This is a genomic window from Streptomyces sp. NPDC014623 (assembly GCF_043088245.1).
In the GTDB taxonomy this organism is placed as follows: Bacteria; Actinomycetota; Actinomycetes; order Streptomycetales; family Streptomycetaceae; genus Streptomyces.
In genome coordinates, this window is the sequence record NZ_JBIBZU010000001.1 from 796,255 (window position 1) to 817,808 (window position 21,554).

The 21,554-nt window shown below is 71.8% G+C and carries 21 protein-coding genes and 1 pseudogene; 15 read left to right on the forward strand and 7 right to left on the reverse strand.

What is annotated here, in order from left to right; all coding sequences use genetic code 11:
• The first annotated feature begins 266 nt into the window (after positions 1-266).
• The 5 genes from ACF1FZ_RS03870 to ACF1FZ_RS03890 all read left to right on the forward strand — a co-directional run bounded on the left by ACF1FZ_RS03870 (position 267) and on the right by ACF1FZ_RS03890 (position 5,725).
• Positions 267-1,070, forward strand: coding sequence for a winged-helix domain-containing protein (locus tag ACF1FZ_RS03870; protein WP_391771731.1), 804 nt, complete (start codon positions 267-269; stop codon positions 1,068-1,070).
• Positions 1,071-1,094: 24 nt separating this feature from the next.
• Positions 1,095-2,138, forward strand: coding sequence for a LacI family DNA-binding transcriptional regulator (locus tag ACF1FZ_RS03875; protein WP_391771732.1), 1,044 nt, complete (start codon positions 1,095-1,097; stop codon positions 2,136-2,138).
• A 94-nt stretch (positions 2,139-2,232) separates the two neighbouring features.
• Entirely contained in the window at positions 2,233-3,390 is a 1,158-nt protein-coding gene (locus ACF1FZ_RS03880; protein ID WP_391771733.1) for a S1C family serine protease, read from the forward strand.
• 179 nt (positions 3,391-3,569) lie between these two features.
• Positions 3,570-4,301, forward strand: a complete 732-nt coding sequence (locus tag ACF1FZ_RS03885) for a response regulator transcription factor (protein ID WP_391771734.1) — start codon at positions 3,570-3,572, stop codon at positions 4,299-4,301.
• Positions 4,298-5,725 carry a sensor histidine kinase gene (locus ACF1FZ_RS03890; RefSeq protein WP_391771735.1) on the forward strand — a complete coding sequence of 476 codons (1,428 nt, stop codon included), beginning with the start codon at positions 4,298-4,300 and terminating at the stop codon, positions 5,723-5,725. Before ACF1FZ_RS03885 ends, ACF1FZ_RS03890 begins: the two co-directional genes overlap by 4 nt.
• Before the next feature lie 31 nt (positions 5,726-5,756).
• Here the strand turns inward: ACF1FZ_RS03890 and ACF1FZ_RS03895 are convergent, their stop codons facing one another.
• Positions 5,757-6,128 carry a winged helix-turn-helix transcriptional regulator gene (locus ACF1FZ_RS03895; RefSeq protein ID WP_391771736.1) on the reverse strand — a complete coding sequence of 124 codons (372 nt, stop codon included), beginning with the start codon at positions 6,126-6,128 and terminating at the stop codon, positions 5,757-5,759.
• A gap of 91 nt (positions 6,129-6,219) precedes the next feature.
• On the opposite strand from ACF1FZ_RS03895, the gene ACF1FZ_RS03900 reads away from it, so the two are divergent.
• Positions 6,220-7,059, forward strand: coding sequence for an SDR family oxidoreductase (locus ACF1FZ_RS03900; protein ID WP_391771737.1), 840 nt, complete (start codon positions 6,220-6,222; stop codon positions 7,057-7,059).
• A 248-nt stretch (positions 7,060-7,307) separates the two neighbouring features.
• On the opposite strand, the gene ACF1FZ_RS03905 is transcribed toward ACF1FZ_RS03900, so the two are convergent.
• The 6 genes from ACF1FZ_RS03905 to ACF1FZ_RS03930 form a co-directional block, all read right to left on the reverse strand.
• Complete coding sequence (locus tag ACF1FZ_RS03905) at positions 7,308-8,240, reverse strand: phosphatidylinositol-specific phospholipase C (RefSeq protein WP_391771738.1); 933 nt, start codon at positions 8,238-8,240, stop codon at positions 7,308-7,310.
• 75 nt (positions 8,241-8,315) lie between these two features.
• Positions 8,316-9,242 carry an ABC transporter permease gene (locus tag ACF1FZ_RS03910; protein ID WP_391771739.1) on the reverse strand — a complete coding sequence of 309 codons (927 nt, stop codon included), beginning with the start codon at positions 9,240-9,242 and terminating at the stop codon, positions 8,316-8,318.
• A gap of 11 nt (positions 9,243-9,253) precedes the next feature.
• Positions 9,254-10,195, reverse strand: a complete 942-nt coding sequence (locus tag ACF1FZ_RS03915; protein ID WP_391771740.1) for an ABC transporter ATP-binding protein — start codon at positions 10,193-10,195, stop codon at positions 9,254-9,256.
• On the reverse strand, positions 10,192-10,563 hold the full coding sequence (locus tag ACF1FZ_RS03920; RefSeq protein ID WP_391771741.1) for a transcriptional regulator: 372 nt from the start codon (positions 10,561-10,563) through the stop codon (positions 10,192-10,194). The genes ACF1FZ_RS03915 and ACF1FZ_RS03920 overlap by 4 nt, the downstream gene beginning before the upstream one ends.
• Positions 10,560-11,048, reverse strand: a complete 489-nt coding sequence (locus ACF1FZ_RS03925; RefSeq protein WP_391771742.1) for a hypothetical protein — start codon at positions 11,046-11,048, stop codon at positions 10,560-10,562. Before ACF1FZ_RS03925 ends, ACF1FZ_RS03920 begins: the two co-directional genes overlap by 4 nt.
• 267 nt (positions 11,049-11,315) lie before the next feature.
• Positions 11,316-13,127: a bifunctional metallophosphatase/5'-nucleotidase gene (locus tag ACF1FZ_RS03930; RefSeq protein ID WP_391771743.1), complete on the reverse strand. Its 1,812-nt coding sequence runs from the start codon at positions 13,125-13,127 to the stop codon at positions 11,316-11,318.
• A gap of 211 nt (positions 13,128-13,338) precedes the next feature.
• On the opposite strand from ACF1FZ_RS03930, the pseudogene ACF1FZ_RS03935 reads away from it, so the two are divergent.
• From ACF1FZ_RS03935 to ACF1FZ_RS03975, 9 genes and pseudogenes are all read left to right on the forward strand, one after another.
• Positions 13,339-13,683: pseudogene (locus tag ACF1FZ_RS03935) on the forward strand (PDDEXK nuclease domain-containing protein); the annotation flags it as partial.
• A 113-nt stretch (positions 13,684-13,796) separates the two neighbouring features.
• Positions 13,797-14,018: a PDDEXK nuclease domain-containing protein gene (locus ACF1FZ_RS03940; RefSeq protein WP_391771744.1), complete on the forward strand. Its 222-nt coding sequence runs from the start codon at positions 13,797-13,799 to the stop codon at positions 14,016-14,018.
• 92 nt (positions 14,019-14,110) lie between these two features.
• The gene (mshD, locus tag ACF1FZ_RS03945) at positions 14,111-15,034 is read left to right on the forward strand and encodes a mycothiol synthase (protein ID WP_391771745.1); all 924 of its coding nucleotides are present in this window, start codon (positions 14,111-14,113) and stop codon (positions 15,032-15,034) included.
• Between the two features lie 92 nt (positions 15,035-15,126).
• Positions 15,127-15,534, forward strand: a complete 408-nt coding sequence (locus ACF1FZ_RS03950; protein ID WP_391771746.1) for a GntR family transcriptional regulator — start codon at positions 15,127-15,129, stop codon at positions 15,532-15,534.
• Positions 15,534-16,427, forward strand: coding sequence for an ABC transporter ATP-binding protein (locus ACF1FZ_RS03955; RefSeq protein WP_391771747.1), 894 nt, complete (start codon positions 15,534-15,536; stop codon positions 16,425-16,427). Before ACF1FZ_RS03950 ends, ACF1FZ_RS03955 begins: the two co-directional genes overlap by 1 nt.
• Positions 16,424-17,407, forward strand: coding sequence for a hypothetical protein (locus tag ACF1FZ_RS03960; protein WP_391771748.1), 984 nt, complete (start codon positions 16,424-16,426; stop codon positions 17,405-17,407). Before ACF1FZ_RS03955 ends, ACF1FZ_RS03960 begins: the two co-directional genes overlap by 4 nt.
• 283 nt (positions 17,408-17,690) lie before the next feature.
• The gene (locus ACF1FZ_RS03965) at positions 17,691-19,937 is read left to right on the forward strand and encodes an RNA degradosome polyphosphate kinase (protein ID WP_391771749.1); all 2,247 of its coding nucleotides are present in this window, start codon (positions 17,691-17,693) and stop codon (positions 19,935-19,937) included.
• Positions 19,924-20,916 carry a CHAD domain-containing protein gene (locus tag ACF1FZ_RS03970; RefSeq protein WP_391771750.1) on the forward strand — a complete coding sequence of 331 codons (993 nt, stop codon included), beginning with the start codon at positions 19,924-19,926 and terminating at the stop codon, positions 20,914-20,916. Before ACF1FZ_RS03965 ends, ACF1FZ_RS03970 begins: the two co-directional genes overlap by 14 nt.
• On the forward strand, positions 20,913-21,356 hold the full coding sequence (locus ACF1FZ_RS03975) for an NUDIX hydrolase (RefSeq protein WP_391771751.1): 444 nt from the start codon (positions 20,913-20,915) through the stop codon (positions 21,354-21,356). Before ACF1FZ_RS03970 ends, ACF1FZ_RS03975 begins: the two co-directional genes overlap by 4 nt.
• Positions 21,357-21,554 lie beyond the last annotated feature (198 nt).

A 21,554-nucleotide genomic window follows, 5' to 3' on the forward strand; every position in this document is an offset into this window, starting at 1 on the left:
CAAAGCAGCCCCCGGGTCCTTTTGTGCTTTCCGAGCGTTGTTACGGCGACGTTTCCACAAGCTCAGCGGTCCCCGGGCGCGGGGCCGCACAGTGAGAACCGTATGACGGCCGTCGCGGTTGACGGTCGTACGGGAGTACGAAGCAGTGCCGCATACTCCCCCGGGCCCGACCCGGGAGTGCCCCTCTCGCAGGGAACGAGGAGGACCGACGTAATGGGCGAGCTGACCGTGCACGATCGACCGACGACCCGGACAGGTGGGCGGCGATGAGTTCACTGCTGCTTCTGACGAATGCCCTTCAACCGTCGACGGAGGTGCTCCCCGCCCTCGGCCTCCTGCTGCACAGCGTGCGGGTCGCTCCCGCCGAGGGTCCCGCGCTCGTCGACACCCCTGGGGCCGACGTCATTCTCGTCGACGGCCGTCGCGACCTCCCCCAGGTGCGCTCGCTCTGCCAGCTGCTGCGGTCCACCGGCCCCGGCTGTCCGCTGGTCCTCGTCGTCACGGAGGGCGGTCTCGCGGCCGTCACCGCCGACTGGGGCATCGACGACGTCCTGCTGGACACCGCCGGCCCCGCCGAGGTCGAGGCCCGGCTGCGGCTGGCCACCGGCCGCCAGCAGATCAGCGCCGACGACTCCCCCATGGAGATCCGCAACGGCGACCTGTCGGTCGACGAGGCGACGTACAGCGCCAAGCTCAAGGGCCGGGTCCTCGACCTGACCTTCAAGGAATTCGAACTGCTCAAGTACCTCGCGCAGCACCCGGGCCGGGTCTTCACCCGCGCCCAGCTGCTCCAGGAGGTCTGGGGCTACGACTACTTCGGCGGCACCCGCACGGTCGACGTCCACGTACGGCGGCTGCGGGCCAAGCTCGGCCCCGAGCACGAGTCGCTGATCGGCACCGTGCGCAACGTCGGTTACCGCTTCGTCACCCCCGAGAAGACGGACCGGGCGTCGGAGGAGGCCAAGGCCAAGGCGGTGTCGAAGCCCGCGGGTGACGCGCTCACCCGTTCGGAGCAGTCCACGGATTCCGGGACCACGGAAGAAGCCCCGGTCCGGCCTGCCGAACGGTAGGTCGATCCGCGTAGACTGCCGCGCGTGGCCAAGGTGACGCGGGACGATGTGGCGAGACTGGCGGGGACCTCGACAGCGGTCGTCAGCTACGTCATCAACAACGGACCCAGGCCGGTCGCCCCGGCCACGCGCGAACGGGTGCTCGCCGCCATCAAGGAGCTGGGCTACCGGCCCGACCGGGTCGCCCAGGCCATGGCCTCGCGGCGCACCGACCTCATAGGAATGATCGTTCCGGACGCCCGGCAGCCGTTCTTCGCCGAGATGGCGCACGCGGTCGAACAGGCCGCGGCCGAGCGCGGAAAAATGGTGCTCGTCGGCAACTCCGACTACCGCGACGAGCGCGAGGTCCACTACCTGCGGGCCTTCCTCGGCATGCGGGTCTCCGGGCTGATCCTGGTCAGCCAGGGCCCGAGTGAACGCGCGGCGGCGGAGATAGAGGCGTGGGACGCCCGCGTCGTCCTGCTGCACGAACGCCCCGAGGCCATCGACGACGTCGCCGTCGTCACCGACGACGTCGGTGGCGCCCAGCTCGCCACCCGCCACCTCCTGGAGCACGGCAACGCCTACGTGGCGTGTCTCGGCGGCACGGAGTCGACCCCGGTGGTCGGTGACCCGGTCGCGGACCACATCGAGGGCTGGCGCCGGGCGATGCAGGAGGCCGGGCTGCCGACGGAGGACCGCCTCTTCCACGCCCCGTACAACCGCTACGACGCCTACCAGGTGGCCCTGAAGCTGCTCTCCGGCCCCGACAGGCCCCCGGCGATCTTCTGCTCGACCGACGACCAGGCCATCGGGGTGCTCCGGGCCGCGCGCGAGCTGCGGATCGACGTACCGGGTGAGCTGGCGGTCGCGGGTTTCGACGACGTCAAGGAGGCGGGACTGACCGATCCTCCCCTCACGACGGTCTTCTCGGACCGCCCCGCGATGGCCCGGGCAGCCGTGGACCTGGTGCTCGACGACTCACTGCGGGTCTCGGGCTCGCGGCGCGAACGGCTGAAGCAGTTCCCGTCCGCGCTGGTGGTACGGCGGTCGTGCGGCTGCGGCGAACCGACGGTGACCGCGCCCTAGCGGGGCGCTCCCTTGTTTCGGGCATACGAGGTTCTGCCGGGCTTCTCAGGACGCACTCAGGCTGCTCTCATGTTCACCGGCCACTCTCGTGGACATGACCGACAGCCACCGCCCGAGCGGCGAGTCCCCGATGACCCCCTCGCACGACAACGGTTCGTACGACGACGGCGCCTACGGCACGGGGCCGTACGACAGCGCTTCGCACGGCACCGGTCCGTACAGCGGTGGCGAGCGGGCCTACCCGCCGCCGCCGGCCTACGGGCCCGAGCGGGGGACCGCCGGGACGCCCGCCGCCGCATACGCCTGGCCGGCCCCGGCGCCCCAGCCTCTTCCGGCCGCCGACGCCCCGAGGTCCGAGCGCCGGGTCAAGCGGCCGCTCGCCCTGCTCGCCGCCGTGGCGATCGCCGCCGCGGCGGTCGGCGGCGGCACCGCCACCCTCATCGGCGAACTCGCGGGCGGCGGCCCCAGCGACTCCGTCACCAGCGGTGTCGTCAGCGGCACCACCGTCTCGCAGAGCAGCGCCGGCACGGTGTCCGGTGTGGCGGCGGCCGTGTCGCCGGCCATCGTCGAGATCAGCGCGACGTCCTCGTCGGGCGAGGCCACCGGTTCCGGTGTCGTCATCACGGCGGACGGGGAGATCGTCACCAACAACCACGTCATCTCCGGCGCCTCCAAGATCGAGGTGGCCCTCAGCACGGGCAAGACGTACACGGCCGACGTCGTCGGCACGGACCCCGGCAAGGACCTGGCGCTCATCGAGCTCCAGGGCGCGAGCGGACTGAAGACGGCCTCGCTCGGCGACTCCTCCTCGGTGGAGGTCGGCGACCAGGTCGTGGCGATCGGCTCCCCCGAGGGCCTGACCGGCACGGTGACCAGCGGCATCGTCTCGGCACTGGACCGCGACGTGACGGTCGCCAAGGACGAGGACCAGGGCCAGGGCCAGGGCCAGCAACAGGGCGGTCAGAACTGGCCGTTCGAGTTCGGCGGACAGCAGTTCAACGGTGACACCGGCTCGTCCAGGACGACGTACAAGGCCATCCAGACCGACGCCTCACTCAACCCCGGCAACTCCGGCGGCGCGCTGATCAACATGAACGGTGAGATCATCGGCATCAACTCCGCGATGTACTCCCCCAGTTCGTCCAGCACCTCGGGCAGCTCGGCGGCGGGCAGCGTGGGCCTCGGCTTCGCCATCCCGGTCAACACCCTCAAGGCCGACCTGGACGCCCTGCGCGCCGGCGACGGTTCCTGACGGGGACGTCCCCCTGCACCCCGGCACCCGTCCCGTGGCCGCCGGCCCCGCTCCCGCCGGCCCGGTATCCGCAGCGGTGCCGGTCCGTGGGCGACGTGCCGCACGACGCCGTGCGGTGGCCGTGCGAGGCTGAGAGCCCGGCAGACAGCACCGGCACGAAGGAAGAGGACGAAGAAGCGATGAGCCCCGCCGAAGACGATCCGCAGCGCGTCCTGATCGTCGACGACGAGCCCGCCGTGCGCGAGGCACTGCAGCGCAGCCTCGCGTTCGAGGGCTACGGCACGGAGGTGGCCGTGGACGGCTACGACGCCCTGGCCAAGGCCGAGTCGTACGCCCCCGACCTGATCGTCCTGGACATCCAGATGCCCCGCATGGACGGCCTCACCGCCGCCCGGCGCATCCGGTCCACCGGGTCGACCACACCCATCCTGATGCTCACCGCCCGCGACACCGTCGGTGACCGGGTCACCGGCCTGGACGCCGGGGCCGACGACTACCTCGTCAAGCCCTTCGAACTGGACGAGCTCTTCGCCCGCATCCGCGCCCTGTTGCGCCGCAGCTCGTACGCCGTCGCCGCGGGCGGCCCCCTCCCCGACGACGACGTGCTGTCCTTCGCGGACCTCCGCATGGACCTGAACACCCGCGAGGTGACCCGGGGCACCCGCCGGGTCGAGCTCACCCGCACCGAGTTCACCCTCCTGGAGATGTTCCTGGCCCATCCCCGGCAGGTGCTGACCCGGGAACAGATCCTCAAGGCGGTCTGGGGCTTCGACTTCGAGCCGAGCTCCAACTCCCTGGACGTGTACGTGATGTACCTGCGCCGCAAGACGGAGGCGGGCGGCGAGCCACGCCTCGTCCACACGGTGCGGGGGGTCGGGTACGCCCTGCGCTCCGGCGACGGTGACGGATGAGCGGCCTGCCCCGCCGGCTCCGCGCCCTGCCCCTCCGCTCACGGCTGGCCCTGCTGGTCGCGGCGGCGGTGGCGGTCGCGGTCGCCGCGGTGGCCACCGCCTGCTGGTTCGTGACGCGGGAGCAGCTGGAGCACCAGCTGGACCAGTCGCTCCGCAACTCGACCGCGATCGACGAGACGTACGTCCAGGACCTGCTCAACGCCTGCGCGGGCGCCGCGGCCCGCCAGCGCCCCGCACCCGGCTCGTACAGCGTGCAGATCGTCGCCACCACCGGTGAGCCCTGTGCCGCACCGCCGCGACGCGCACCGTTCCCGACGACGGACGAGGACCTCTCCGTCGCGGGTGGGGGCCGGGACAACGTGCTGCACACCGTCACGGACACCGATGGCGCCGGACTGCGCGTCTACACCTACCAGATCAGGCTGGACCGTCCCGGTCCCGGCGCGGTCACCACCCTCGCCGTGTCCGTCGCGCGCCCGATGAGCGATGTCACCGACCCGCTCTCCACGCTCGCCTGGGTCCTGTTCATGGTGGCCGGCATCGGTGTCGTCGGCGCGGGCGCCGCCGGTCTGTGGGTCGCCCGCACCGGTCTGCGACCCGTCGACGACCTCGCCCACGCCGTGGAGCACGTCGCCGAGACCGAGGATCTGACCATCCGGATCCCCGCGGAGGGTGAGGACGAGATCGCCCGGCTCTCCCGCTCCTTCAACTCCATGACCAGCTCCCTGGCCACCTCCCGCGACCGCCAGTCGCAACTCATCGCGGACGCCGGACACGAGCTGCGCACCCCGCTCACCTCGCTCCGTACGAACATCGAACTGCTCGCCCGCAGCGACGACACGGGCCGTGCCATCCCGCCCGACGACCGCAAGGCCCTCATGTCGTCGGTCAAGGCCCAGATGACCGAGCTGGCCGCCCTCATCGGAGACCTCCAGGAGCTCTCCCGCCCCGACGCCGCCCAGCCCGGCCCCCTCCAGGTGGTCGCGCTGCACGAGATCACCCGTAACGCCCTGCGGCGCGCCCGGCTGCGCGGCCCGGATCTGACCATCACCGCCGAACTGGCCCCCTGGTACGTACGCGCCGAACCGGCGGCCCTGGAACGGGCGGTCGTCAACGTCCTGGACAACGCGGTGAAGTTCAGCCCGGCGCGCGGGACGGTCGAGGTCGTCCTGCACCGCGGCGAGCTGACCGTACGCGACCACGGCCCCGGCATTCCCGCCGAGGAGCTCCCGCACGTCTTCGACCGCTTCTGGCGTTCCCCCTCGGCCCGCCAGCTCCCCGGCTCCGGGCTCGGCCTGTCCATCGTGGCCCGCACGGTGCAGCACGCCGGCGGCGAGGTCGCCCTGAGCCCGGCGGAGGGCGGAGCCGGCACGGTGGCGTCGATCCGGCTCCCGGGGGCACCGACACCGCCGCCGGAGAGGTGAGCCGGGGGCCCGCAGCCGTCGGAGGGGCCCGCTATCCCGCACCACGCGGTGACAGCCTCCGCGTGATCCGGTCGAACAGCTCCGTCAGCGGCTCGCCGACGTCCCGGCCGAACTCGGTCAGCCCGTAGGTGACCTGCGGCGGCGTCGTCGGCTCGACCTTCCGCCAGATCAGGCCGTCCTCGACCAGCGCGCGCAAGGTCTGGGAGAGCATCTTCTCGCTGATGCCCTGGATGCTCTCGCGCAGCTCGTAGAACCGGAGGTTGTTGCTCCGCAAGGAGATCAGTACCCAGACACCCCACCTGCTGGTCACGTGGTCGACCATCTCGCGCGCGGGACAGTCGGTGTGAAACACGTCATACCGCTCCCCCGCCTCGACCTGCTTGCGCTGCACGCCTTCCCTCATGTCATGAACTTACCTTGAGGTACGTCCTTACCAAAAGTAAGCCCCTCTCCTAGCGTGCAGGCCACTGAGGACTTCCGACCAGGAGCTGAAGATGATCGTGGTAACCGGGGCCACCGGCAATATCGGCCGGCCGCTGACGCAGACCCTCGCCGAGGCGGGCCGGCCGGTGATCGCCGTGTCACGGCACGCGGCAGCGGTGCCTGACGGCGTCCGCCACGTGGCGGCCGACCTGTCCGAACCGGGCAGCCTCAAGCCCGCGCTGGCCGGTGCGAAGGCGCTTTTCCTGCTGCTGTCCGGCGACCTGCACGCCACGGGCGCGAGCCCTGTCGACATCATCGGCGAAGCCGTGGCCGGCGGGGTCCGCCGGATCGTCCTGCTCTCCACGCTGGGCGTGGCGACCAGGCCTTTCGGCCCCACGCGGATCGCGATGCGCGCACTGGAGGACACGCTGCGGGATTCCGGCCTGGAGTGGACCGTCCTGCGGCCGGGTGGCTTCGGCTCCAACGCCCTGTGGTGGGCCGAGTCCGTCCGCACACGACGGGTCGTCGCCGCGCCCTTCGGCGACACCGGGGTGCCCATCATTGACCCGGCGGACATCGCCGCGGTGGCAGCGGCCTGCCTGCTGGACGACCGGCACACCGGCGGCGTGTACGAACTGACCGGCCCAAAGGTGATCACTCCGCGCCAGCAGACGGAGGCCATCGCCGCCGCGCTGGGCTCGCCGGTGAGGTTTCACGAGCTCACCCGCGACGAGGCCAAGGCCGCCATGACCCGGAGCATGCCGGCGGAGCTCGCCGACGACACCCTGGACATACTCGGCTCCCCGCACCCGTCCGAGCTCCGCGTCAGCCCGGACGTCCAGCAGGTCCTCGGCCGCGCCCCGCGCCCCTTCGCCGACTGGGCCGCCCGCAATGCCGCCGCGTTCCGCTGAGACCGTCCGGCACTTCCGGAACCGCCCCTCGTGCTCGGCGCTCCCCTGCTGAGGCCCGAGGAACTCACCGTGCGGCCGGCCCCGGTCGGCCGCACGGGCCCGGACACCCTCCGCACGAGTCCTGGCCACCGCACGGTTCAGGCCAGGTCGTCGAACTCGCCTTCCTCGGCCCCACCGGGGAAGGCCCGGAGCCTGACGCGAGACGTACGCACGATCACGTCGGGCCGCCCACGCGGCGTGGTGACCTCTCAGCCGGCCGGGTTGTGCCGGATCAGCGACTCCACCAGCCCCGAACGGGTCGCGGGGTAGTCCAACGGAACGATCCCGAGCCCGGTCCAGCCCGCCGCCTCCGCCCCGTCGAGGAACGCGTGCACCTGCGGATTGAGCCGGTCGGAGTTCCAGCGCGGCGGCAGCAGGGCGGCGGTGCTCACGTAGTTCATGAACAGCTTGCCGGGCTGCTGTGCCGCCTTACGGAACTGGGCTTCGATCTTGGGGTACTTGGCGAACGGCTCCGCCATGTAGTCGTCCTGGATGTCGAAGAGCGCGGAGTCGGCGTACCGCACGCCGGGGAGACCGCCGTTGTCGGCGAGCAGCACGACCTTGCCGCGTGCCCCGCCCAGGTCCGGAAGTGTGGAGTCGAGGCGGAGGAGCGACCGCCAGCCCTTTCCGTCGAGGTAGAGGTCGAAGATCCGCCGGAACGCGGCGTCGCTCTCCTCGGAGTACTCCTGCTTGACGCGCATCAGCACCGTCTCGGACGGACGGGCGGCCAGGAAGTCCCGGCAGGCGGTCAGGACGTCGTCGAAGTTCAGGTGCTGGTACGACGCTCCGTGGTGGATCGCGAAGGCGTCGCCGCTGACCCGGCAGCGGACGTCGAGGAAGCGGATGCCGCTGTCGAGCTGCTGGGCGAGCGTCGTGTTCTGGCACGCCGTCCAGAGGCCGCCGTGACGCGCACCCGAGTTGTGCGTCCCCGGGATCGTGAGGCGTCGCAGCGGGGTGGAGTCGGCCAGGGCACCCATCCAGTCCTGGGTGCCGCGTACCGCGCGCGACGCGGCGCGCGCCGTGCCCGGTACGGCGCTCAGCAGAGCACCCGCGGTGAGACCCGCCGCTCCTGTCAGGAAGCGCCGACGGTCGATGCCGCGGCTGCCGTGTTCACTTCTCTCCGTCGCGCCCAGGGTCACCATGAACGGGATTATGGCGCGTACAGAACAAGCAGGGGAATGGGGCGTCGTGCGGGCACGCCCTTCACGGGAGACGGCCTACGCGGCCTTCGCCCCGCCTTGTTCCGCCTTGCGCAGGCGTGCGGTCATCCGGGAGCCGGACTCGCGGCGGGCGGCCCGGCGCAGGAGGGGGACCGCGAGGAGGAAGCCGAGCACCGCCCAGGCGGTCAGCACCAGGGCGACCACGGGAAGCTCCCAGGAGCCGGCCGGCTCAGCGGCCCGCGCGGAGTCCGGGAGCAGCGAGGAGCGCAGTCCCTGTGCCATCCACTTCAGCGGGAAGACGGAGGCCACCTGCTGCACCGGGGCGGGCAGCACGGTGATGGGGAACACCGCTCCGGAGGTGACGAGCAGCCCCATCGTGGGCAGCATGATCAACGCCAGCGCCTCGCGCGGGTTGGGCAGCACGGCACCGATGGCCGCCCCCAGCGGCACGACGGCGAGCAGCCCGAGGGCGGTGACCCACGCCAGCGTCAGCCAGTCACCCGGCCCGCGCGGCAGCGGTCCGTCCGCCACCAGCGCGGTCGCCGCCAGGAGCAGGGCCAGCGAGCCGACCGCCGTGACGACCACCAGCAGGCACTTGGCGATGAGGTAGGCAGGGATCCCGCCGGGCGTGGCGCGCAGTCGCAGCAGGGCCCCCTCCTCCCGCTCGGTCACGAGTATCTGCGGAAGAGTGATCAGCCCGACCTGGAACAGCAGGTAGGCGGCGAAACCCGCGATCACCAGATGGGACATCGGCGTCCGGGTGCCGGGCACGTCGTCGTTGATGTAGACGGCGACCAGCAACGCGACGACGACGTTGGTCAGATGCCCCGACAGCTCCTTGGGGTTGCGGAGCAGGTGCCGCAGCTCGATGCCGCCGCGGAGGAACCCGGCCCGCCAGTAGGCACGGGCGGGGCGGGACCTCTTCGTCCCGCCCGGTGCGCCGCTCACGTCCGCCACGGCCGCCTCGTCCGTCTTCCCGGTCACGCTCGTCCCCTTCATACGGTCTGCGCCTCCCCTTCCACGGCCTCGACCGCGTCGACGTCCTCCCGGTGCACCATGTGCAGATAGGTGTCCTCCAGCGTCGGCCGGCGGACCTCCAGGCCGGCGATCGGGCCGTCCGCTTCCTGGTGGAGTTCCCAGACCAGCCGTGAAGGGTCCTCGGTGCGTTCCCGGTGAGCCGTCCCGTCGTCGGCCGTCCAGCGGACCTCGGCCTGCGCGGCGGCCCGCCGGGCCAGGTCCGACGGGGTACCGCAGGCCCGGATGCGGCCACCGACCAGCATGGCGATCCGGTCGGCGAGCCGCTCGGCCTCCACCAGGTCGTGCGTGGTGAGCAGGACGGTGACGCCTTCGTCGCGGGCCAGCCGTTCGACCAGGAGATGGAACTCGTGCCGCGCCTCCGGGTCGAAACCGGTCGTCGGCTCGTCCAGGAAGAGGAGTTCGGGGCGGCCGACGATGCCGAGCGCGACGTCCAGCCGCCGGCGCTGGCCGCCTGACAGCCGGTCCACCTGCTGGCCGGCCTGGCCGGTGAGGCCGACCAGGCCGAGCAGTCCGGCCGGGTCACGCGGGTGGGGGTAGTACGTCGCGAAGTGCGTCAGCAGTTCGGCCACCCGCCACCGGCGGTGGTCCCGCCAGGACTGCAGGACCAGTCCGATCCGGGCACGCCAGGCGTCGTCGCCCCGCTCCGGGTCCGCGCCGAGGACGCTGACCTCGCCGTCGGAACGCCGCCGGAAGCCCTCCAGGATCTCGACGGTGGTGGTCTTCCCCGCACCGTTGGGACCGAGCAGCGCGAAGACCTCACCGCGGTGGATGTCCAGGTCGATGCCGTGGAGCACGTCGACGCCGCCGTACGACATGCGCACATCGCGTGCCCGGATGACGGACCGGGTGGCCGTGGTGGGCGGTGCGGGTCGTACGGGTGTGCTCTTGGCCGTCGTCATCGTCCCGCCTCCGCGTGCTGCTGCCGTGGTTCCGCCCCTGGACCGCCGCCCTCCGCCTGGCCGGCCTGCGCCGCCGTGGCGCCGTCGACGATGGCCCGGAGCGCCGCCACATGCCCGTCGAAGGCGGCGCGCCCGCGGTCCGTCAGCCGTACCTTCGTGCGCCGCCTGCGGCCGCCGCCCTCCTTGTGGATCTCCAGGTACCCCGCCTCCTCCAGCGTGTGCAGCTGCTTGGAGAGCGCGGAGTCACTGAGCGAGAGGCTGTCGCGGACGAACGCGAACTCCGCCCATTCGGTGGCGGCGAGCAGCGCGACCACCGACAGCCGGGTAGCGGGATGGATCAGCTCGTCGAAGCCGGCGGGGATGCTCATCGGCCCGCCCGTCCGCCGACACGCACCGAGTCGGCCACCCAGCGGCGTGCCGGACCGACGAACAGCAGGAACGCGGCTGTCGAAGCCGTGGCCTGGACCAGCCCGGCGGCCATCGGCTCCAGTCCGCCGGCCAGGTGCCCGGACAGCAGACTCGTCCCGCCGGTCACCACCGCCCCCGCGGCGAACGTGGCCGACATCCGCCGGTTGCAGCGGGAGTGGTGCAGCCGCATCCGGCTCCTGCGGCCGTAGATCACGGCCACCGCGCCCAGCAGCGCCACGTACACGGCGAGGGACAGCAGGACACCCCACAAAGGCGGGTCCAGACCCTGGCCGGCCAGGAAGACCCACATGATCGCGGCCGTGGCGTACGCCGCACCGGCACCGCCGGACGCGCTCCGCTCGATCTCGTCGCACACCCGCTCCTGCGGCACCCGGATGCGCTGGAGGTCGTTCCATGCCTGTTCGGCATCCACCGGTGTGCTCACGGCCGTCGCCTCCCCTGACGTTCCGAGACGGTCGGGGCACGTCACCCCGCTCGGCTTTCCTACTGGGAAAGTTACCTTTGACTTTCCTGAGAGGCAAGCTTTCCCGACAGGCAAGTCGAAGACCTGCCCGTCGGCTGCCGCAGCGGTGCGCCCCCGCCCCGGACGCACGACGGCCCCGAACCCTTGGGGGCCCGGGGCCGTGGAGAGACGCGTGCCGATGCCGTCGGACGGCGGGCGGTGACGGCTGCGCCGTGCGCCCCCGGCCGGCTACTGCACGATCGTGATCCGGTCCGTGGCCGGCGGGGCCAGCGGGGCGGAAGCCGTGGAGTGCGCCGCCAGGTAGGCGTTGAACAGATCCAGGTCGGACGGGCCGACCAGCTTGTTCGTGCCCTGGCCGAGGGCCGCGAAGCCGTCGCCGCCACCCGCGAGGAATTCGTTCATCGCGACGCGGTACGTCTTCGCCGGGTCGATCGCCTCACCGTTCAGCAGGATCGAGGAGGCGACCACCCGGTCGGCGCCCGCCTTCGTCATGTCCAGCGTGTAGGTGAGGCCCTTCGAGACCTGAAGGATCTTCGGAGACGCCGCGTTGGAGCCGCTGACCTGCTGCTGGAGCGCGGTGACCAGCTGAGCGCCGGTCAGGTCGACGACGTTCGTCATGTTGGTGAACGGCTGGACGGTGAACGCCTCGCCGTACGTCACGACCCCGTCGCCCTCACTGCCGGACGCCTTGAACACCAGGTCGGAACGGATACCGCCCGGGTTCATGAACGCGACGACCGCACCGCCCTTGTCCGCGGGGGCCAGGCCCTCCAGCTGGGCGTCGGCGATCAGGTTGCCGAGCGGCTTCTCGGGGGCCGTGGAGCCACGGCCGTCGATGTCGGCCGAGATGAAGCCCTGCGGGCGGCCCGCGATCGGGGCGGCGAGCGCGTTCCAGCGGGTGATCAGCGCGGTCATGTCGGCGGCCTTGGCCTGGTCGCGGCTGACGACGTGGTTGGCCGACTCCACCGACGTACGCACGATGTCCTTGGTGCGGCGGTCGTAGGTGAGGGTCGTGTCCGTGTAGACCTTCCCGAACGACGAGGCCGAGGTCACCATGCGCGGCTTGCCCGCAGGGTCCGGGACCGTGCACACGTACGCCTGGTGGGTGTGGCCCGTGACCAGCGCGTCGACCTTCGGCGTGATGCCCTTGGCGATGTCGACGATCGGCCCGGAGATGCCGTCACCGGCACCCGGACTGTCGCAGTCGTAGTTGTACGACGAGGAGGCCGGGGCCCCGCCCTCGTGGATCAGGGCCACGACGGACTTGACGCCCTGCCGGTCGAGTTCCTCGGCGTACTTGTTGACCGTCTCGATCTCGTCGTGGAACTTCAGCCCCTTGACGCCGTTGGCCGTGACGATGTCCGGCGTGCCCTCCAGGGTCACCCCGATGAAGCCGATCCTGACGCCGTTCTTCTTCCAGACCGTGTACGGCTCGAGGACCGGCTTGCCGGTCTTCTCGTTCGTCACGTTGGCCGCGAGGTAGGGGAAGTCCGCGCCCTTGAACTTCTTGCCCTTCTCGTAGCAGCCCTCGACCGGGTGGCAGCCGCCGTTCTGGAGACGGGCGAGCTCGGTGGCTCCCTCGTCGAACTCGTGGTTGCCCACGGCCGTCACGTCGAGATCGAGCCCGTTGAGCGCCTCGATGGTGGGCTCGTCGTGGAAGAGCCCCGACAGCAGCGGGCTCGCGCCCACCATGTCGCCGCCGGCCGCGGTGACGGAGTACGGGTTCCCCTTGCGCGCGGTGCGCAGCGACGTGGCGAGGTACTCGACTCCCCCGGCCGGGACGGACTTCACCGTGCCGTCGGCCTGCGTCTCACCGACCGTCCCGGCGGAACCGGCGGGCGGCTCCAGGTTGCCGTGCAGGTCGTTGAAGGAGAGCAGCTGCACGTCGACGGTGCGGGACGGGTGACCGTGACCATGACCGTTCCCCCGGTCGTGGGCACCGGCCGGCATCGCGGCGACGAGCGCGCCGGCGGTGACCAGACCTGCCGCGGCGGCGAGCATCCGCCGGGGCGCACGGTTCTTGTGTGGAGTCGCTGACATCGGTCCCCTTCGAGTCTCTGGATCCTGCGTGCCGCAGCCTAGGGTCAACGCGCGTAGCGCGACAGATATCCGGGGTTACGAAGTGGTTGCCTCGCACTCGGAAAGGCGTCGATCACCCGTAAGGCGCACATATGCGCACAGAAACGTCACCACAGGCATACGTACCGGAAGCCTGTGCCCCCTGGACCACGGACTCACGACCGAGGCGGCGGTGCCGGCTCAGGACCGGGTCGAACTGCCCTCAGGCTTCTACGCTCAGCACGCCGTCCACCACGGCTGGTCCCGTGACCGCCTCACCACGCACATCCGCAGCGGACTCCGTCTGGCCCAAGGCGCGGCCGCCGACAACTTCGACGTCACCATCCCGGAGCAGTCCGAAGCCGCGACGCAGATCTTCAAGGATCCGTACCGCCTGGAGTTCACCCAGCTGTCGGACACCGCCGCCGGGCGTGAACTCGAGGACGCGCTCACGGGCAGGATCATCCGGTTCCTCACCGAGCCCGGCTTCGGGTCCGCCTTCGCCGGCCGGCAGTACCCGATCACCGTGGGAGACACGGAGTTCCGTATCGACCTGCCCTTCCGCCACTTCAGGCTGCACCGCTTCGTGGGGGTCGAGCCACCGAGGCCCAGCCCTCCCACCTCGGGCAGCCCGGCTTCTACGTCACCGCCGTGGACCGCCTCCTCCGCGACCCGGATCGGGACGACCGGACACTCGGCATCCTCATCGCGGAGAGCCAGGACGAGACGACCGTCGAATTCGCCCTGCAGTCGCAGAACCAGCCTCTCGCGGTCAGCGCGTACGCGGCCCTTCCCTCACGCGTACGGGAGCTGATGCCCACCTCCGAGGACCTCTCCCGTATCGCCCGTGAAGTCCTGCACCGCGAGGGCTGACAGGACGGACGTGCGTCCGAAAGCACTGCGCACCGGCTCGTTGCGCACTCGCCGCCCACGCCGCCCCACCCCCGCCCCGTACGCTCGTACCCATGACGACTGACGCACCCCTCCCCTCCCCCGGGCGCGAGATCGAGACCCTCGACGCGCTCACCCCCGAGCAGGCCGACGCCGTCCTCGCCCTCCTCGTGGAGGCCACCGGGACCGATGGCCGAGAGGCCGTCTCCGAGCAGGGGCGGCTGCAGCTGAGGGGCGGGCACCGTGAGGGCGTCCGGCATTTCCTGCTCACCGTCAACGGCGAACTGGCCGGATACGCACAGCTGGAGGACACCGACCCCGTCGAGGCCCCGGCCGCCGAGCTGGTCGTGGCGCCCGCCCACCGGGGCCGCGGGCACGGCCGGGCCCTCGGTGCCGCACTCCTCGCGGCGACCGGGAAGCGGCTGCGGGTCTGGGCGCACGGCGGCAAGGCGGCCGCCCGGCACCTCGCGCAGGTGCTCGGCCTCTCCCTCTTCCGGGAACTGCGTCAGCTCCGCCGCCCCCTGACCGACCTCGACATCGCCGAGCCGGCCCTCCCCCCGGGTGTCACCGTCCGCACCTTCGTACCGGGCCAGGACGACACGGCCTGGCTCACCGTCAACAGCGCCGCGTTCGCCCACCACCCCGAGCAGGGCTCCCTCACCCAACGGGACCTGGACGACCGCAAGGCCGAACCCTGGTTCGACCCGAAGGGCTTCTTCCTGGCCGAGCGGGACGGCGAGATCATCGGCTTCCACTGGACGAAGGTGCACGCCGAGGACGGACTCGGCGAGGTCTACGTCGTCGGCATCCGGCCCGATGCCCAAGGTGGCGGCCTCGGCAAGGCGCTCACCGCGATCGGACTGCGGCACCTGGCCTCCCAGGGCCTGCCCACGGCGATGCTCTACGTGGACGCCGACAACCCGGCGGCCCTGTCGGTGTACGAGCGGATGGGCTTCGCGACGCACGAGCTCGACCTGATGTACCGCACGGAGTCCTGAGCACTCCCCACCCGACCCGGGGCGGTGTCACTTGACGCCGCCCCTTCCTTTCGACACCCTTTCACTACTCAATTAGTGAAAGGGTGGTGCACATGGCAGAGTCCGCAGCGGTCGAGTTCCGCATCGACCGGCGCAGCGGCGTCGCCACCTACCTCCAGATCGTGCAGCAGACCAAGCAGGCGCTCCGCCTGGGTGTGCTGGAGCCGGGCGACCGGCTGCCCACGGCCCGTGAGGTCGTCGAGGCCACGGCGATCAATCCGAACACCGTGCTCAAGGCCTACCGCGAGCTGGAACGCGAAGGCCTCGTCGAGGCCCGTCGCGGCCTCGGCACCTTCGTCCGCCGGACCCTCGGCAGCGCGGCGGTGACGACCGACCCGCCCCTGCGCGCCGAACTGTCCGAGTGGACCCGCAGGGCACGCGCCGCCGGACTCGACAGGGACGACGTGCACGCGCTCTTCACCGACGTACTGGACAGCACATACAAGGGGGACCAGCACTGATGACAGGCGCCGCGATCGAGGCGAACGGCCTCGGCATGACCTACGGACGTAAGCGCGGGTGGGCGCTGCGCGACTGCTCGTTCCGGCTGCCCGCCGGACGGATCTGCGCACTCGTCGGACCCAACGGAGCCGGGAAGTCGACGCTCCTCTCCCTGGCGGCCGGCTTGCTGCGGCCCGCCGAGGGCTCGGTACGGGTGCTCGGCTCCACGCCCGCCGAGGCCCGGCCCCGTATCGCGTACGTCTCCCAGGACAAGCCGCTGTACCCCCAGCTCACCGTGGCGGACACCCTGTGGGCGGGGGCCGAGCTCAATCCCGCCACCTGGGACCGTGAGGCCGCCGCCCGGGTCGCCGGAGCACTCCCGCAGGACGCGAGGGCCCGGGCGCTCTCCGGCGGACAGCGCACCCGCCTCGCCCTCGCGCTCGCGCTGGGCAAACGGCCCGAACTGATGCTGCTGGACGAGCCGATGGCCGACCTCGACCCGCTCGCCCGCCACGAGCTGATGGGCCTCCTGATGGTCGAGGCCGCGGAGCACGGCACCACCATCGTGATGTCCTCGCACATCCTCACCGAGCTGGAAGGCTCCTGCGACTACCTCCTGTTCGTCGACGGCGGCCGGGTGCGGCTCGGCGGTGAGAGCGACGACATCGTCGCGGCGCACTCCCTGGTCACCGGTCAGGCCCGTGACCTCGCCCCGCACACCGTCGTCGAGTCCCGCACGACGGGGCGTCAGCTCACCGCGCTCGTACGGAGGGAAGGCCCGTTGGACGACACCGCCTGGGACGTCACGGAACCCTCCCTGGAGGAGCTGCTGCTGGCCCACCTCCGCTCCCCCGAGGCCCCGCCGCTGCTCACCCCGAGCGCGCACGCCCACCAGGAGGTGGCCGCGATATGAGCACCCTCACCACGCTGCGCGGGCCCGCCCGCGTCGTCGTGCGCCAGCACCGCAGCACCCTGCGCGTCGCGGGGCTCCTCGCCCTGGCGGGAGCCGTCGCCGTCATCGGCTTCACGCTGTGGGCGTCCCACGTCATCGACAGCTTCGAGGCCGGTTCCTGCGAGGCCTCGGGCCTCTCGGGCCCCGCGTGCGACCAGCGGATCGTGGACTTCAGCGGGTCGATGTCCTTGTTCCAGCGCGAGCTCACGTGGGCCGGGCTGGTGCTGACGGTTCTGCCTGGGCTCGTGAGCGCGTTCGTCGCCGGTCCCCTGATCGCCCGGGAGCTGGAGAGCGGCACCTACAGAGTGGCCTGGACCCAGTCCGTCACGCCCACCCGCTGGCTGGTGGCCAAGCTCTCCGTGCCCACCGTGTTCCTCGTCGCCGGCGTGACCGTGCTGTCCACCGTCCTCGCCTGGGCACAGACACGGACGGCCACCGACTACACGGTCGACTGGTTCGACGCCCCGGTCTTCGGCGCGACCGCCCCCGTGGTCATCGGCTACACCCTGCTCGGCATCGCCGTCGGCGCGCTCACGGGCCTGCTGGTGCACCGCACCGTGGCCGCGACGGCGGTGGCCGTCGTCGTCACCGGTGCGGTGATGGCCGCGCTCGTGTCCCTGCGAAGCAGCCTCTGGCCCCTGCGGACCACGAGCGGCACGACCGACGGACGCCTGGACGTCCCCATCGAATCCTGGGTGCTCGACGTCGGCCGCGTCACCGCGAGCGGCGACCGGCTGCCCACGGACGTGTGCTGGCGGGGCGCGAACGAGGCGCAGGAAGCCCGCTGCATGGCCGACCGCGACATCACCGGCTGGTTCGTCGACCACCACCCGCCCTCCCATCTCTGGCCCCTCCAGCTCGTCGAGACCGGCATCCTGCTCGTCCTCGCCACCCTGGCCCTCGCCCTCGCCTTCCGCGTCCTGCGCCGCCGCACCGCCTGAGAGCCGCCCCCCCTGTCCGGGCCCCGGGGGAGTCCGGACAGGGGGGGTCACCTACGGTGAGGACGAGGAGCAGGGGGACACCCCCCGCACCCACACCGCTTCCTGTACGTCATGTCGCCGTTACCGGCCATTCAGACAGGCTTGCGACCCTCACGGGATGCAGCCAGCTGTGCCCGCCCCCCGCAACGGGAACGGCCCCGGACCAGGGACCGTTTCCGCTTCTTCCGCGATCTTTATGGGCTCCGACGCGCCTGAGGAGCCGAACGCGCGGAAGAATAGGTCCATGAGCCAGCAGCCCAGCTCCGACGTCCCGCTCCAGCCCGCGCAGCCGTCGGTCGGCTCCCTCGCCGCCCACCGGCCGCACGCCGTCGCGGGCTCGGTGCCCGCAGCTCTGTCCACAGCCGCCGATCTGGACCCCGACCTGGACAACGACCCGGATGCGTACGAGCCCGAGGCGGACGGCGACGAGCTGCCGCAGGGCCGTTTCCTCGACCGGGAGCGCAGTTGGCTCGCGTTCAACGAACGCGTCCTGGAACTCGCCGAGGACCCCGCCACACCGCTACTCGAACGGGCTAACTTCCTCGCGATCTTCGCTTCGAACCTGGACGAGTTCTTCATGGTCCGGGTGGCCGGCCTCAAGCGCCGTATCGCAACCGGTGTCGCCACCCGGTCCGCGTCCGGACTGCAGCCCCGCGAGGTCCTCGACCTCATCTGGACCCGTTCCCGCGAGCTCATGGCCCGCCATGCCGCCTGTTACCAGCAGGACATCGCGCCCGCCCTGTCCGACGAGGGCATCCAGCTCGTCCGCTGGCCCGAGCTGACCGAGAAGGAACAGGCCCGCCTGTTCACCTTCTTCCGGCAGCGGGTCTTCCCCGTGCTGACCCCGCTGGCCGTCGACCCCGCACACCCGTTCCCGTACATCTCCGGGCTCTCGCTGAACCTCGCCGTCGTGGTGCGCAACCCCGTCAGCGGCCACCGGCACTTCGCCCGCGTCAAGGTGCCGCCGCTGCTCACCCGCTTCCTGGAGGCGTCCCCGCAGCGCTATGTCCCGATAGAGGACATCATCGCGGCCCACCTGGAAGAGCTCTTCCCTGGCATGGAGGTCCTCGCCCACCACATGTTCCGGGTCACCAGGAACGAGGACCTGGAGGTCGAGGAGGACGACACCGAGAACCTTCTCCAGGCCCTGGAGAAGGAGCTCATGCGGCGCCGCTTCGGCCCGCCGGTCCGCCTGGAGGTCGAGGAGTCCATCGACCCGTACGTCCTGGACCTGCTCGTGCGCGAGCTGAAGATCTCCGAGACCGAGCTCTACCCGCTGCCGGGCCCGCTCGACCTCACCGGGCTGTTCGGCATCGCGTCGCTGGACCGGCCCGAGCTGAAGTACCCCAAGTTCATCGCCGGCACCCACCGCGACCTCGCCGAGGTCGAGTCCGCCTCCGCGCCCGACATATTCGCCGCCCTGCGCGAACGCGACGTGCTGCTGCACCACCCGTACGACTCCTTCTCCACCTCCGTCCAGGCCTTCCTGGAACAGGCGGCGGGTGATCCGGACGTACTCGCGATCAAGCAGACCCTGTACCGGACCTCGGGCGACTCACCGATAGTGGACGCCCTGATCGACGCCGCCGAAGCCGGCAAGCAGGTCCTCGTCCTCGTCGAGATCAAGGCCCGCTTCGACGAGCAGGCCAACATCAAGTGGGCCCGGAAGCTGGAGGAGTCGGGCTGCCACGTCGTCTACGGCCTCGTCGGCCTGAAGACCCACTGCAAGCTGTCCCTCGTCGTCCGCCAGGAGGGCGACACACTGCGCCGCTACTCCCACGTCGGCACCGGCAACTACCACCCCAAGACGGCGAGGCTCTACGAGGACCTCGGCCTGCTGACCGCCGACCCGCAGGTCGGGGCGGACCTCTCCGACCTCTTCAACCGGCTCTCCGGCTACTCCCGCCGCGAGACCTACCGCCGGCTGCTGGTCGCCCCGAAGTCCCTGCGCGACGGGCTGATCGCCCGCATCAACAAGGAGATCACCCACCAGCGCGCGGGCCGCTCCGCCTACGTACGCATCAAGGTCAACTCGATGGTCGACGAAGCGGTCATCGACGCCTGCTACCGGGCGGGACAGGCCGGTGTGCCGGTCGACATCTGGGTGCGCGGCATCTGCGCGATCCGCCCCGGAGTCAGCGGCCTCTCCGAGAACGTCCGGGTCCGCTCGATACTGGGCCGCTTCCTCGAACACTCCCGGCTCTTCGCCTTCGGCAACGGCGGCGAACCCGAGGTGTGGTTCGGCAGCGCCGACATGATGCACCGCAACCTCGACCGCCGGATCGAAGCACTGGTCCGCGTCACCGACCCCGCGCATCGCGCCGCCCTCAGCAGGCTCCTGGAAACAGGCATGTCCGACACCACGTCCTCCTGGCACCTGGGCCCCGACGGAAACTGGACCCGGCACTCCACGGACGCGGACGGACAGCCGCTGAGGCACGTACAAGAGATGCTCATTGACGCCCGGAGGCGCCGGCGTGCGACGCCCTGACCACCAGACGACGACCGCTTCCGCGGAAGCGGTCCTCGCGCCCTACCTGCGCGAACAGGCCGCCTGCTTCCTGCGGGGCCTGCGGCTGCACCACGAGCACGGCTCCCCGGCGGACGCCGGCACGCGGCGCGCCGACGAGGCCGCCCGCGCGCTGCGCCACGCGGCACGCCGGATCAGCGGCACGCTCCACACCTTCCGGGACGCGCTCGAACCGGCCTGGGCCGATCAGCTCCGCGCGGAACTGGCCTGGCTCTCCGGCACCCTGGCCCGCGAACACGCGTACGCCACCCGGCTCGGCCGGCTGCTGGAGGCCCTGCACCAGCTCTCCGGCACCTCGCTCCCCGCGGCCCGGCCCTCCACCGGGGACGGCCCGGGCGGGAACGCCGAGGAGCGGGCGGCGCTCGGCGTCGGCGCGGCACGGGCGGGCGCGCTCCTGGAACGCCGGCTGACACTCGCCCGGACCCGCGCCCACTCGGCGGCGCTCCAGGCACTTGGCTCCTCCCGCTTCCACGCCGTCGCCGACGCGGTCGCGCTGCTCGCCTCGGAGGTCCCCCTGTCGCCCTCGGCCTCGGAACCGGCTACCGCGGTCCTGCACACCCCGGCCGAGCTCGCCGAGCAGCGGATGCTGGACGCGGTGGCCGCGCTCCCGCCCGACGAGGCGGTGGAGCCGTACAACGAGGCGCACGACGCCCTGTGGCAGCAGGCCCGCCTCCTGCTGCGGCTGCACCGGTACGCCCACGAGGTGCTGCGGGGCGCCCCCGATCCGGCCCTGGCCGGGCCGGGGCACGCCCTGGACCTGCACCGGGACGCGGCGGAGGCCGCGGCGGCCGCCGCGGCCGCGGCGCGCACCCCGCGCATCGCCCCGGCGACGGCGTACGCCCTGGGGGTGCTGCACGCCGACCAGCGGCACGACGTGGAGGCGGCGCGCGCCGTGTTCCGGGAGACCTGGCCGTACGCGACGGCCGTGACCGTGCCATGAGCGGTCCCGTCCTGGCGGCGGGCTGCGTGCTCTGGCGCCGCGCCCCGGACGGCGGCCCGGAGATCTGCCTGGTCCACCGACCGCGTTATGACGACTGGTCCTTCCCCAAGGGCAAGCTGAAGCGGGGCGAGACGGCGCTGGAGGCCGCCCTGCGCGAGGTCCTGGAGGAGACGGGCCACCACTGCGTGCCGGGTCCCGCACTGCCGACGGCCCGTTACACGGCGAACGGACGCCCCAAGGAGGTCAGCTACTGGGCGGCGGAGGCGACGGACGGCGCGTTCACACCCAACGACGAGGTCGACCGGCTGGCATGGCTCGCTCCCGGCACCGCCCGAGCCCGCCTGAGCCGTCCCGGCGACCGCATCCAGCTGGACGCCTTCCTGCGCGCCGGACCGGCGGAATCACGCCCTTCCGCGCAGCCGGGCCCGCCCGGCGTCTGAGAGCTGTCCCACGCCCCCGCCCGTCGGCCCGCACCGGCCGGCCGGGCCGGGCTCCCCGGCCACGTCACGCCCGCCCGGCCGCACAGGACGGGCCCCGGTGTGCCCCTCGCCGCGCCCCCGCCCCGCAGAACCAGCCCGCCCAGCACGGTTCACCTGCCGTTCACTCTGCCCCGTAGGGCGCTTCACCTGTTCTGCCTA

Coding starts and splice junctions, on each gene's coding strand:
- ACF1FZ_RS03880 (WP_391771733.1), top strand. CDS start 2,233: ATGACCGACAGCCACCGCCCGAGCGGCGAGTCCCCGATGACCCCCTCG.
- ACF1FZ_RS03895 (WP_391771736.1), bottom strand. CDS start 6,128: ATGAGGGAAGGCGTGCAGCGCAAGCAGGTCGAGGCGGGGGAGCGGTAT.
- ACF1FZ_RS03890 (WP_391771735.1), top strand. CDS start 4,298: ATGAGCGGCCTGCCCCGCCGGCTCCGCGCCCTGCCCCTCCGCTCACGG.
- ACF1FZ_RS03965 (WP_391771749.1), top strand. CDS start 17,691: ATGAGCCAGCAGCCCAGCTCCGACGTCCCGCTCCAGCCCGCGCAGCCG.
- ACF1FZ_RS03905 (WP_391771738.1), bottom strand. CDS start 8,240: ATGGTGACCCTGGGCGCGACGGAGAGAAGTGAACACGGCAGCCGCGGC.
- ACF1FZ_RS03920 (WP_391771741.1), bottom strand. CDS start 10,563: ATGAGCATCCCCGCCGGCTTCGACGAGCTGATCCATCCCGCTACCCGG.
- ACF1FZ_RS03960 (WP_391771748.1), top strand. CDS start 16,424: ATGAGCACCCTCACCACGCTGCGCGGGCCCGCCCGCGTCGTCGTGCGC.
- ACF1FZ_RS03930 (WP_391771743.1), bottom strand. CDS start 13,127: ATGTCAGCGACTCCACACAAGAACCGTGCGCCCCGGCGGATGCTCGCC.
- ACF1FZ_RS03950 (WP_391771746.1), top strand. CDS start 15,127: ATGGCAGAGTCCGCAGCGGTCGAGTTCCGCATCGACCGGCGCAGCGGC.
- ACF1FZ_RS03870 (WP_391771731.1), top strand. CDS start 267: ATGAGTTCACTGCTGCTTCTGACGAATGCCCTTCAACCGTCGACGGAG.
- mshD (WP_391771745.1), top strand. CDS start 14,111: ATGACGACTGACGCACCCCTCCCCTCCCCCGGGCGCGAGATCGAGACC.
- ACF1FZ_RS03885 (WP_391771734.1), top strand. CDS start 3,570: ATGAGCCCCGCCGAAGACGATCCGCAGCGCGTCCTGATCGTCGACGAC.
- ACF1FZ_RS03955 (WP_391771747.1), top strand. CDS start 15,534: ATGACAGGCGCCGCGATCGAGGCGAACGGCCTCGGCATGACCTACGGA.
- ACF1FZ_RS03915 (WP_391771740.1), bottom strand. CDS start 10,195: ATGACGACGGCCAAGAGCACACCCGTACGACCCGCACCGCCCACCACG.
- ACF1FZ_RS03975 (WP_391771751.1), top strand. CDS start 20,913: ATGAGCGGTCCCGTCCTGGCGGCGGGCTGCGTGCTCTGGCGCCGCGCC.
- ACF1FZ_RS03900 (WP_391771737.1), top strand. CDS start 6,220: ATGATCGTGGTAACCGGGGCCACCGGCAATATCGGCCGGCCGCTGACG.